Raw genomic sequence first — 12,721 nt, 5'->3', positions numbered from 1 at the left:
TTATGAAACACCACCGTCTGCTAATCATCCTATGGTTGCTTTCCAGTGCTGTATGGGCGCAGGAGGGGGCAGGTGTGTCCAAAAGTCTAAGGGAATATTTGTCCGATTTGTCAGATCATCACAATATTGAATTTTCGTACCTGGACCAGGTAATTGAAGACAAGTTTATTGAGGGTGATGCTGCTCAATCTTTATCCCTCCCTGAAATGTTGGTTTGGCTTGAAAATACCACTCGTCTACGCTTTGAGCAAATAAGGGATGATTATGTTGTGATTAGGCCTTTCCATTCTTCTGACCTGGTCTCACTCTGTGGTTATGTTACAGACTATTCCAATGAGCCATTGATTGGTGCTACAGTTAGTTACACACTTAATGATGGTGGATTTACTGATGGAAATGGCTATTTTGAGTTCGATTCTATTCCTTATGGAGCAAGATTAACCATTCGGTCCATTGGCTACCTAGCGAAGCATCTTAGCGTCAAAAACCTCTCATTTACAAGTTGCAACAAGTTCAGATTAGGCGAGTCTGTGAATGTTTTGGAAGAGGTGGTTATTAGTGACTATCTCGCGGCAGGCATTCATAAAAACCATAACCGGGTAACCATCGATCCAGACGAATTGAAAACACTTTCCGGTCTGGTAGAGCCGGATATTCTTCAGAGCATCCAGCAGGTTCCAGGAGTGAATAGTCCCTATGAAACAGCTGCAGGACTACATGTTAGAGGTGGCCTGCCTGACCAAAACCTGGTGCTTTGGAACGGGATCAAAACATATAACCAAGGCCATTTCTTTGGCATGATCTCAGCATTTAATCCATACATTACAGATAAGGTTACATTTATTAAAAGCGGAACGAGTGCCCGGTATGGAGATCGGGTTTCTTCAGTTATTGATATATCTACTAATCAAAAACCTGCTGATAGAATTTCTGGGGGAGTAGGTACTAACATGCTTTATGCGGATGGATTTTTGAACTTGCCGGTGATACCCTCCAAATTGTCACTTCAGCTATCTGCCCGTCGGTCATTTACTGATTTAGTTGAAACATTTACCTATAACCAGATGGCGGACAGGGTGTTCCAGAATACGAAGATCAGCGAGAGTATTTCAGCAGATCGCCAATCGAATAATCGCTTCTTTTTCAACGACTTTACCTCCAATTTGATCTGGAAAGTAAATGCTGATAATAAACTAACAATCAATACTTTATACAACAAGAACGATTTGGATTTTCAATTGGAAAATACCAGTACTAGTCAATCCTATAATGATAAGCTTTTGAACGCTAACGAAGGATATGCCATCAATTGGAAGAATCAATCTTCAGGTCCTGTTAGTTTTGATATAGATGCCAATTATGCCAAATATATATTGGAATATGAATTCATTATTACTGAGGCAGACACCACCACAAATTCTTCAAAAAAGAACCTGGTAAGAGAAGCGGGAGCTCGTCTAAACGGGTCATATCAGTTAAACGATGAAAGCTCACTTACTTTTGGATATCATTACTCCAACAATCGCACGCAGTATGCTTATGAAACGGCAGGCAGCTCTTACAATTTGGTTTTAGATGCAGATAACACAACGATTAATACCCACGCCGGATTTTTGGAATATGAGTTTGAAAACGACTATTTATTTGTCAATCCGGGGATCAGAGTTAACCACTACAAGGAATTAGGAAAAACCTTTTTTGAACCTCGTCTATATGTAGCAAAACCTTTGTCGAAGCAAATATCCCTTTCAGCATCAGGTGAGTATCGAACACAGGTTGCCAGTCAGATCAAAGAGTCTGTGATCAGTGATTTGTCATTGGAAAACAAGGTTTGGGCGTTAGCGTCTAGTGATCGGTTTCCGGTCATCAAGAGTTATCAAGCGACTTTGGGTTCTGATTATAACAACAAAGGTTGGCACATAAATCTTGAAGGTTATCGCAAGCAGGTGATGGATGTAACCACATTGACCTTTGGATATCTAAATCCGCAAGACAATGCATTCAGGGTAGGAGATAGCCGTATTTTCGGAGCTGACCTGTTTGTGAAAAAGAGCTGGGTAAACTACGAAACATGGGCGAGTTATTCCTATATCAGAACTGAGAATTCTTTTACCGGGTTGAATAATGATGAGCCTTTTCCCGGAAGCTGGAATATAGAACACACAGTACGATGGACAAATAATTACAATATTGACAGGTGGAGCTTTTCACTCGGATGGTTGTGGCACACTGGTAAATCCTACACAGAAGTAACCGAGGAGAACTCAGAAGGACCCGTTTCCATTGTCTATGGAGCACTTAATGGAAATAATTTACCTGTTTATCATCGCCTTGATTGCTCTATCCTTTACGAGTTTACCGCTAACAAGTTTGATCATATTCGCTATCGGATTGGTTTATCTGTAATGAATCTCTATAACCGCCGGAACCTACTGAATCGTGAATTTAGGACTACACCATCTTTGGACAATGAGCTGATTGATACGAAAGTATATTCACTGGGGATAACCCCAAATCTGGTTTTTAGGGTTTTCTTCTAGCTTAGAAAGGCCAGTTTCGAATGATCATCACAATTCCACTAAGCACCATTGCCAGTATGACAAAAAGGCGAAACTGTTCACTCTTCATTTTTTTCAGGTAGCCTTTACCGATGATGGATCCCAAAGTAGCTCCCAGTCCAAGGGTAATACCATATATCCAGTTTTCCGCTGTTAGCAACCCAAAGAAGGTATAGCTGCTGATCTGGGCAATGCCCAGGAAAAAGGAATTAGCGGTCTTTGTTGCAATAAGCGCCTCTTTATCCAGTCCGGCGTTGAGATAGAACGGGTTAAGAACCGGCCCAAGTGCACCAATCATTGTTCCCAGAATGGAGACAGCCAATCCTATAAGGAGCAAAGTACCACTCTTTAAATACAAAGAATCGCTTCATTTTGCCTAATCGAAATTGGAAAACGGTGCTGACTAAGAAGATTCCAACAAAGATTTGCAGAAAGGAAAGGTCGGCCTGTTTGAAAAACCATGAACCAATCCACGCACCAATGATTGCAGCCGGTGCATAATAGAGACATAACCTCCAATGGATGTGCTGCCAGAAAATGATCAGTCTGGCAGGTCTCCCAAGGAAGGTGCCAAGATTTAGAACTGGAGCTGTATCCCCAACACCAATGAACCAATTAAGAAAGGGTACCAGTACTAATGCACCACCACCTCCGGAAATAGTGGACAGAATGAATGCGATAACTCCTGCAACAAATAGGATGATAAGAAAAACGAAATCAACTTGAGGAAGCCATTCGAGTAATGCGCCCATAGCGGTACTGATAATTCGCCCTTTAATTTACTATTTCTCATTAGTTTTATTGGCTATGAGCGACATCAATCAAACGATTACACCTAAGTGGCTTTCTGAGTTGCAACAAAGAAGCTGGGAGCCTGAAATACTTCTGTCAGGTATTGTGCTATATGGGATGTTTAAAGTTCCCGGTTTACTGGATGAGTTTTTAATATTCTTCAAACTCAACATCTTCGGAAACTCCCAGGATATAGATAATTTGGTCGCTCTTTTCAAGATGGGGATATACTGGCTGATTGCCGGGTTAATCCTTCATCTGATATGTCGAGGAATATGGATTGGGATGGTTGGTTTGAGTTACACATTTCCCAATGGCATTCAAAAACAAAAGTTAAACTATCAGGGAAAATTTAATGATAAGGTCAATCAAACCCCTTCATATGAATTGATTGTCATCAGGCTGGAAAAAATAAGTAGTTCGCTTTTTAGTATCTCATTCATGCTATTTATGAGTTTGATAGGAGGGTACTTGTTTTTTCTTGCTTTAGTTGTTCTGCCTTTCACGATCATTTATATCTACTTTGATATAGGATTTTCGGGGACCTTTTTTGAAGCATTTCAGATTTATGTTTTGGTGATCGTTGGGCTGGCGGTTATCGCACTAATCGATTTTATCAGCTTAGGTTATTTCAGACGATTTCGATGGTTTGCCAAAATTTACTGGCCCCTTCATCGATTTGTTAGTGTCCTTACGCTTTCTCGCTTCTATCGTCCCATATATTACGGAGTAGTGACCAACTTCAATAAATGGGTCTTCTTTGGATTTCTATTGATATTTACACTGATCAGCATTTTCGGAGCAGGATCTATAACCGACACCACGTACCCGGGAGATACGTACAGTCGCCTGGAACTTTGGGGTAACACCAGGGGGTATATGGCTTATTCCGGATATTATGATGATCAAAATCAAGAGCTACCATCTACACGGGCATCCATTCCTTCAGATATCATAAACGGTGATGTATTACGACTCTTTGTGGTTGCTAATATCACAAGTGAGGATGTTATGATGGAGCATATGTCGTTAGATTCATTGAAAGAAGTATATCCTGATACAGCCTCATTAGCACTCAAGTTGAAAATCGCTAAGTCATTCTTCAAAGTTTATTTAGATGACGAACTGGTAGAAACGGGCATGTGGTTTTCACACTATAAATATCATACCAAACAGCGGGGCTATTTGACATATATAGATATAGGTCAGTTTCCGGAAGGAACACACATGCTGAAGCTTACAGGGTCAAACAATGAGTATTCATATGCAGAAATACCTTTCTATCGGGACATTACCATCTTTCCACCTGGTATCCCTATTCAACAAGAGCAGGATAATAAAGAATCAGATTTTCAGCCTAAACCTTTTGGAATAAGGGATTGAGCTTCCACGAACGTTATTACCCTATCTCATATACCAATACAATTGTGGGCCACTGGCCCTATATATCAAAATGAATTTAGTCTGGAGTATGAAATATTAACTTCTTATGCTTCTGAGGCCTTAGAAAGTGGAATTGTCACATCATTCTTAAGATATTGCATAGAAATGAGTGAAAATATAAATCCTGACCCAATGGCTTCAATAAATATGAACATTGCCGATGTAAGTGGATTTAAAAATTCTTTCCTGGGATTATCAGCTACAATGGCTGCTAAAAAATCGGGATTCAAATGAACATAGCCTCCCACGAAGAGCGCGAAAGAAACAGCAGTTACCATAGCAGTAAAAAATCCTGCAGCTATTCCTGAAAAGTAGTTGAATTCAAACGTGAATTTCTTTTTTTTGAACTTCCGAATTGCAAGATAAACACCAGCAAACATGATGATGGCGTTAAGCATTCTTAATTCGGTCACTTGGGCAAGTCCCAATACTTTCATCAGGAAAAAGAAAGCGATAAGACCTAAAGATGTAATCAACCCATACTTTATTATATGCTTTTCAATACTTTCCATATAATGATAACAGGCTGAAATCCTGATAGTTTCCGAAAATCAGGATTTCTTAAGATTTTGAGTTTCGGGGATTCAGGGTTTGCCATCAAATCAATTTACATCGCTCAACTTGTTATTAATATCACGAAGTGCCTGATCTAATTCTGTTGCTGACTTATGAAGGTTTTCATTAATGAAATCAAGATTTTTGGAATCTCCTGGCTCATACAAGTCCACTAACCCCAAAATACGAGCGAGGGGTGCTCGGACGATATGTGAATTTGATGACAGGTATTCCTTCAATTGTTTATTTTTTTGCTTGAGTTCCTCGGTACGTTTCTGAACCACAGTTTCCAAATTATTATTCATGGTGATGATTTCTTCGTTAGCTCTTCGAAGTTCCTCCGCCTGCAATTCAATTTGTTCATTGAGTCTTCTTAGGGCTTGATTGGCTTTTCTTTTCCTGGTAAAGTTTAAGTAAACTAAATAGGTGAAGAGTAGGACAATGACCAGGCCTGCTATTAGAGTATTTCGAGTCCAGATTGCATTAGCGAGTTGCTTTTCATTCTCAAGCTCTATTTTTCTTCGTTCTATTTCCTCTTGTAAGCGTTGCTGCTCAAAAGTATCCTCAGCTTCTTTGAATGCAATACGTCTGGTCACATCCATATTGATCAAAGAGTCATTTAATGCTTTGTATGTTTGGAAATAGGTGAGTGCTTTTTCGAAATTTCTGAACTCTTCGTATAGCTCCGCCAGGTTTTTAGCCGCATCTCTTTTTTCAGCACGCATTCCGGCCTCATTAGCTACTTCATATGCTTTCATGAAGTAAGACTCAGCGGTAGATGGTTGATTCATCTTTCGATACATCTTACCTAAATCTATGTATGTAAGGCTTAGTATATATTGATCTCGGTATTGTTGAGAAAACTTTTCAGCATAGTATAAATACTTAAATGCCGAGTCAGGCTGATTCTCGAGCATATATACACTGCCGATATTGTATGCAGCATAGAATGAGTTGTCAAGCAAGTTTAGTGAGTTTGCTCGGTTAAATGACTTTCTTAAGTATTCAAGAGCCAACTCATACTTACCTTTTTGTTTTTGGATATATCCGATGTTATTGAGTAAGACACCCTCACGTGCTTCGTTGTTTAGTTCAGCATAAAACATAGCGGATTGCTCATAGTAGGTAAGCGCTTGCTCAGTATCTCCAATGAAATTGTAGACCCTTCCGATATTGTTATAAATTTTCGCCTGGCTATTTTTCTCATTTAGTCGCTCATATATTTTGAGTGAGACTAAAAATTCCTGAAGTGCAGTATAATAATCTCCAAGGGATGTATGTCCAATGCCTCGATTCATGATTGCATCTGCTTCACCCAGTGGGTAACTCATTGATCTTGAAAGCTGTTCTGCCTGGTCGGCCAGAAGTATAGTGCTGTCGGGATCGCTATTTCTAAGCATATAGCTAAGCTCATTCATCGCCTCAATTTTTCGTATCATATCCGGAGAGTTCTCGATGATATCAATGAGGTCTCTAATATTTTCCTGAGCGACGATAGAAGTCGCATAGATGCATAAAGTGGCTGCTATGAATAATCTAATTTTCAGCAAGTTAAGATCGACGATGAACCAATAAATTAATAAAAAAAGAATAGGCGAACAATACCGAGGAATAATTTAGCCTGAATAAATTTTATGGTAAATAACTAATCTTTAAGTGTTCATCCATCGCCACCATTTGCCTAGTAGGGTCTTAGGCTCTTTCAGTTTTTTCTGTATGTGCTGTGATTCCTCATGCTGCGGCTCGACTTTAGCTTTCGGTTTGTTTTTTTGTGTTTCCTGCTTCTTCAGCTTTTGCTTATAGTGTTTGGCTTTTAGCTCTTTAAGGCGCTGAGCTTCCTGCTCTTTTCGTCTTTTTTCCTGCCGTGCCTCATAGGCCTCTTTTTTACGCTTGGCCTTTAGTCTCCGTTTTTCTTTTTCTTCTTCGCTTAGCTGTGGTAGTTGCTTCTTAAGTGGCTGATGGCTTTTCTTATCTTTTTCTTCAGATTCAGATTTTTTCTTCGGTTCCGGCAGATCCACTTTACCTAATACCTTCAGTCCTGGCAGCTCCTTTTTGGGTGCTTTAATGAGCTTAAACTTCTCCAGATCAGTTGGCGATTCCTCAGATTCCAGCATCTCGATCAAACGGTCTGTTTGTATAACTTCATCCTCTCTCAGCTTAGGTGACTTGTCTTCAGGTTCTTTGTCACGCACTTCGGAAGGTGCTATTTCTTCCGGTTCTGCCAGCTCACCTTCAACAGAGGCAATATCATCCGCTGGTGTTTCTTCTCTTGGTTCAGGTGGTAGCGGCTGAGCAGGCTCATTAATAGTTTCCGTTTGTTCTTCTTCCAATACCGGATCATCCGGGTACAGGTCGAAATGCTTGAAGAGCTGCGTCTCTATTGCATCGTAGAGCTTTGCATTCGCATGGAATTTTTCCCCCGTTTCTTCCTTTAGGTAGTTAATGATTTCCTGTACCGGGATGTCATATTTTCTGGCAAGCTGTCCGAGTCGCATTAAATGTATATTGTTCAACGCAAAATTATCCTTACTTTCATTTTTGATGAAGTAATCGATCTTTTTTATGACACTTAAAGCATGGTTGTTGAATCATGTTGTTAACTTCATAAGACATTTAGGAAGTATAACCTGCATCAAATGGCAGTCAGCATAAAAAAAATAGTCAAAAGGATTCTCATTACATTGGTGTTTATCCTATTGATTTTATCAATGGCAATAGGCGTTCTTATCAACTTTATTTTCACTCCTGCCAAGCTTACTCCGAAAGTACTCGAAGTGGCTAATGAATATATTGATGGTCAATTGGATTTAAGTAGCGTTGAGTTGACTCTCTTCTCCAGTTTTCCTGAGCTGAAATTAGAGATGAATGACGGGTATTTAATTTCGCATCAAGGGGACTCTTTGCTGTCATTTAAATCCGTTAGTGCTTTATTGTATCCTTTATCTATTATCTCGGGTGAGGAAATTAGAATTGATGAATTGCAGCTTATTGATCCGAAGTTGGACATTGGTATTAATGAAAATGGTGACCTGAATTGGGCGATTTTTAACCAATCACAGGATAGTGAATCCCAAGACTCGACAGAAGAAGTCTCACAGTTTAGGGAAATCATGGTCGAGAATATTCAAATCGTAAATGCATCAGCAGCATTCAAAGACCAAACGACTTATTTCAAAGCCAATGTTGAAAGCTTCGACATAGTGGGTGACATACGCTATGGGGGTGATGACCTTGATTGTAATTTGGGTTTGGACCTTAAACATGTGTCCCTTACACTGGAAGACCAACCGCTCGTGAACCCCATTTCCCTAGCATTGACAGCAAGGAATAAGATCAACCTTGATCAGAATAGAATAATGATTGATACTGTTCACCTGCAAGTGATTGATCATGAGCTGCAAGTTGAGTCAAAAGGGGTGGTTGAAGTTGATTCTACCGGAGCTGTAGTTGTTAGCTTGAAAAATAGATTGTTTACGTCAAATATTATTGAAGCGCTGGATTTGATTCCCTTGAGGTACATGAACCTTGAGGGTTTTAAAGGTAAAGGCGAAGTAGATTTAACTGCAGACATAAATGGAAAATATGGAGATGACAGCTTTCCACTGGTGTTGCTTAACCTTGCAATTACTGGTGGTGAGGCCTCTTACAAAGATTTGCCAAAAAAAATAGAGCTTTTTGAAACCAAAATCAGCTCTCGGGTAGATTATATTAATAAAACAACATCATCAATTAAACTTGATAGATTGAAAGTGGTTAGTGATGGGTTTTCTATTGATCTGAGTGGGTATTTTACTCAAATATTAACGAATCCACACGTGGTTCTAAAAGGGAATGGCAGGTTGAATTTTGAAGACTTACTTACAACCATTCCTTTTGAAGACCTCAAAGCCAAAGGCAGAGCAGAGTTTAATTTAAACACCGACCTTTTTTTGGAAGATATAGTTAACTATGATTATGGGAAAATTGGAGTTAATGGAAATTTCACATTGTCGAATGTCGACCTTAACTATTTGAATGATAGCATAAAATTCATTTCATCAGATGCTAAACTTACGTTCGGACAAGAGCAAAATGCAAATAAATTCGGACAAGAGAATGCTCGCTTACTGAGTTGTAAAATGATTTTTTCAGACTTGAATCTGAATATTGATAAAGTAGTCAACGCCTGGACTAAGAAAGTCAGACTAAATATAAAGACAATTCCATTGGATGATTCTACTAAGATATCACCTGTTAAAGCTAATTTTTTGTTGTCGAGTGGAACAGTAATTTTAGGTGATTCAATGTCTTTTGAGGCTAACAATATACAAGGGTTAGTGAACCTAAAATCCTCTAATCAAGATCCAAGGTCTCCTTCAATTAAATCTTCAATTACTGGTGATAGAATTCGTTTTGATAAGGAATTGAACTATGCGGAATTAAGGGATATCAATTATAATTTCAGGTTTGTGAAAAGAGAAGATCGTTGGCCAATAAAAGGTGATCTGACATTGAAAAATTTGGAACTTTTTAGTGTTTCATTCCCTAAAAAAGTATTCGTTGAAAATGCCAATGTTGAAGTGTCTCCAAATACACTTTCTTTAAAGGAGGCATCAATTAAGGTTGGAAGGTCTGATTTAAATCTTTCCGGGAAAATCTATCAGTTACAAAGAACCATATTTCATCGGGAATCCTTAAAAGCAAAACTGGATGTATCATCTGATTTTGTAAATGTGAATCAACTAACCAGAATAATGGACAGGGCCAACCGGATTGAAAGTGAAGATAATTTGGCCGTAACAGATACCCTGGAAGATGCATCAGATACACTTATGATGAAAACTTTTGTTGTACCTGATAACCTTGATTTCAATTTGAACTTAAATCTCCGAAAAGTTAAATATGGAAACCTTGCATTAAAAGCTGTGCGTGGCAGTGTCGTCATTAAAGATCAGACAGTCAAGCTTAAAAACTTAAGAATGAAAACAAAGGCCGCTGATTTATGGACCAACGCAAAATACGTAGCTCGAAGTGAAAAGAAGGCTCGGGCAAGTTTTGATGTGAAGCTAACCGATATTAATGTAGCTAATATGATGGAGGTAATGCCATTCATGGATACACTCTTACCAATGGCTAAAGATTTTGAGGGAATAGTGAATATTGGGCTAATAGGTTCAGCTAAGATAGGAGAGCATATGAGTGTCGATGAGTCCAGCCTAAAAGCTGTAGCCAGACTGGAGGGTCAGAACCTGGTATTGTTGGACGGAGAGACATTTCAATACCTGGCAAAGACACTGAAATTTAAAAACAGAGAAAAAAATGTGCTTGACACATTAGCGGTTGAAATGGCTATTGAAAATGGTACGTTGGAAATTTTTCCGTCCCTTGTGACAATGGATCGGTATCAAGTAGCTGTGGGTGGTATCCAAAACCTGGATTTAACTTACGATTATCATATATCAGTCCTTAAATCTCCATTACCATTTAAAACCGGAATCGACATAACCGGCAAAGCTGAGGAGTATGACTATAAGATTACCAAGGCAAAGTACAAGTATATCTTTTCAGATAAAGAGAAAGATAAGGAAAAGGTGGATGCGGAAATGCTGAAAAGGAAAAACGATATCTTGAAGAGTATCCAATTTGATGATTAAACTAAATCTATGCTGGGAGAAAATAGCATATTTAATCTTGTTTATTCAATTCGAATTGATTCCATTTTTGACTGATTAATACCACTTGTCAAAAACTTGCTAGCCATCCTTTCTGCAATAGCTATCTTTATTATCCTATATATTCTAAACCTAACCTCATGAAAAGATTATTACTTATTCCCACACTATTGATAGCGTTTGTTGCTGTCAGTCAGGAAAGCATTGATACCGATGCGATCGAAAAAATCAAAAAGGAAGGCCTTGAAAACTCACAAGTAGAACAGATTGCCTTTGAGTTGATAGATAAAGCGGGTCCCCGTTTATCCAATTCCGCAGGATACGAACGTGCAGCAACCTATGCGATCAACCAGCTAACTGAGTGGGGGCTTGAGAATGCCGAAAAAGAAGCCTGGGGTGAGTTCGGTCGGGGATGGGAAGTAAACAAGAGCTATGTCGCCATGACTAAGCCCTACTATATGCCATTCATTGCCATACCGGAAGCGTGGACCCAAAGCACGGATGGTCCGGTTTCAGGAAAGGTACAGTTTGTTGAAATCAACAACGAAGAAGATTTTGAGAAATACAGGGGTAAGCTGAAAGGCGCTATTGTAGCTTTTAAGCCCCGAGGAGATCAATCTCCAACTTTTAAGGCAGACGCGCTGCGATATACGGAAGAAGATCTGAACGAGATGACTGAGCCACGAACAGAGAGGAGACAGTGGACTGCTGATGAAATAGCAGCTTTCCGCAAACGCAGGGAATTCAGTCAGACCTTGAATACGTTCCTTACAGAAGAGGGAGTAGCATTAATCATCAAAGGAGTGAGAGGCAGCCACGGTACACTTTTTACCAGTAGTCCACGAGGTTATCTCAAAGATACGCCTAAGGGAGCTTGTGAACTGGAGATGGCGCCTGAGCATGTGAACCTAATGGCGCGACTGGTGGCCAATGGAGTGGATGTAGAAATTGAAGCGGAAGTAAAAACCACCTTTGATAGCAGCGATTTGCAAGGGTATAATGTGATAGCAGAGATTCCGGGCTCAGATCCGGAATTGAAATCTGAAGTAGTGATGCTGGGCGGACACCTGGATTCCTGGCACGGTGGTACCGGAGCAACGGATAATGGAGCCGGCTGCATTGTGATGATGGAGGCAGTAAGAATTTTACAAGCTACAGGACTACAACCTAAGCGAACAGTACGCATTGCATTGTGGGGAGGAGAAGAGCAGGGGATCTATGGTTCTCGCAACTATGTCAAAAACCACTTTGGGGACGATGAAACGATGACTTTGAAACCGGAACAAAGCAAAGTATCTGCTTACTACAACATTGACAATGGAACCGGAAGGATACGGGGTATTTATCTTCAGGGAAATGAGGAAGTAGGTCCAATCTTTAAGGATTGGTTCAAGTCATTTGATGACATCATGGAAAATACCACCATTACGGTGCGAAATACCGGAGGAACAGACCACCTGGGGTTTGACGCGATTGGTATACCAGGTTTTCAGTTCATTCAGGACCCAATTGAGTACTGGTCCAGAACCCACCATACCAACATGGATACCTACGAGCGTCTGGTAATGGATGATTTAAAGCAGATAGCTACGATAGTTGCCGGGTTTGTTTACAACACCGCACAGCGTGACGAGATGCTTCCGAGGGAAAAAATGGAGGAAGTGAGTTCAGAGTAAGTGATGTTCATATTTCGTAGCTTTAGATCATGAACAGGAACTTATA

9 protein-coding genes are annotated in these 12,721 nt (G+C 39.8%); 4 read left to right on the top strand and 5 right to left on the bottom strand.

The window, feature by feature from the left end; genetic code table 11:
• The first annotated feature begins 2 nt into the window (after nt 1–2).
• A complete protein-coding gene (locus ACOQON_RS08205; RefSeq protein ID WP_420578441.1) occupies nt 3–2,540 on the top strand; it encodes a TonB-dependent receptor in 2,538 nt (845 codons plus the stop codon).
• A gap of 1 nt (nt 2,541) precedes the next feature.
• Here ACOQON_RS08205 and ACOQON_RS08200 read toward each other — a convergent pair whose 3' ends face one another.
• Both ACOQON_RS08200 and ACOQON_RS08195 read right to left on the bottom strand, forming a co-directional pair.
• The gene (locus ACOQON_RS08200; protein WP_420578440.1) at nt 2,542–2,856 is read right to left on the bottom strand and encodes a TSUP family transporter; all 315 of its coding nucleotides are present in this window, start codon (nt 2,854–2,856) and stop codon (nt 2,542–2,544) included.
• Complete coding sequence (locus ACOQON_RS08195; protein ID WP_420578439.1) at nt 2,828–3,310, bottom strand: TSUP family transporter; 483 nt, start codon at nt 3,308–3,310, stop codon at nt 2,828–2,830. Before ACOQON_RS08195 ends, ACOQON_RS08200 begins: the two co-directional genes overlap by 29 nt.
• Nucleotides 3,311–3,365: 55 nt before the next feature.
• Between ACOQON_RS08195 and ACOQON_RS08190 the strand changes: the two genes are divergently transcribed.
• A complete protein-coding gene (locus ACOQON_RS08190; protein ID WP_420578438.1) occupies nt 3,366–4,733 on the top strand; it encodes a hypothetical protein in 1,368 nt (455 codons plus the stop codon).
• A gap of 104 nt (nt 4,734–4,837) precedes the next feature.
• On the opposite strand, the gene ACOQON_RS08185 is transcribed toward ACOQON_RS08190, so the two are convergent.
• The 3 genes from ACOQON_RS08185 to ACOQON_RS08175 all read right to left on the bottom strand — a co-directional run bounded on the left by ACOQON_RS08185 (nt 4,838) and on the right by ACOQON_RS08175 (nt 7,843).
• Nucleotides 4,838–5,305: a hypothetical protein gene (locus tag ACOQON_RS08185; protein ID WP_420578437.1), complete on the bottom strand. Its 468-nt coding sequence runs from the start codon at nt 5,303–5,305 to the stop codon at nt 4,838–4,840.
• Between the two features lie 90 nt (nt 5,306–5,395).
• Nucleotides 5,396–6,898 (bottom strand): tetratricopeptide repeat protein, encoded by a 1,503-nt coding sequence (locus tag ACOQON_RS08180; RefSeq protein ID WP_420578436.1) that lies wholly within the window; start codon nt 6,896–6,898, stop codon nt 5,396–5,398.
• A 102-nt stretch (nt 6,899–7,000) separates the two neighbouring features.
• On the bottom strand, nt 7,001–7,843 hold the full coding sequence (locus ACOQON_RS08175; protein ID WP_420578435.1) for a hypothetical protein: 843 nt from the start codon (nt 7,841–7,843) through the stop codon (nt 7,001–7,003).
• 141 nt (nt 7,844–7,984) lie between these two features.
• On the opposite strand from ACOQON_RS08175, the gene ACOQON_RS08170 reads away from it, so the two are divergent.
• Together ACOQON_RS08170 and ACOQON_RS08165 are read left to right on the top strand one after the other, a co-directional pair.
• Nucleotides 7,985–10,981, top strand: coding sequence for a hypothetical protein (locus ACOQON_RS08170; protein ID WP_420578434.1), 2,997 nt, complete (start codon nt 7,985–7,987; stop codon nt 10,979–10,981).
• Nucleotides 10,982–11,139: 158 nt separating this feature from the next.
• Complete coding sequence (locus tag ACOQON_RS08165) at nt 11,140–12,675, top strand: M20/M25/M40 family metallo-hydrolase (RefSeq protein ID WP_420578433.1); 1,536 nt, start codon at nt 11,140–11,142, stop codon at nt 12,673–12,675.
• Nucleotides 12,676–12,721: the final 46 nt, after the last annotated feature.

This window comes from Ekhidna sp., from assembly GCF_965221965.1.
Lineage (GTDB): Bacteria > Bacteroidota > Bacteroidia > Cytophagales > Cyclobacteriaceae > Ekhidna.
The sequence above is the reverse complement of the archived record's forward strand: the minus strand, read 5'-3'. Positions and strand labels throughout refer to the sequence as shown.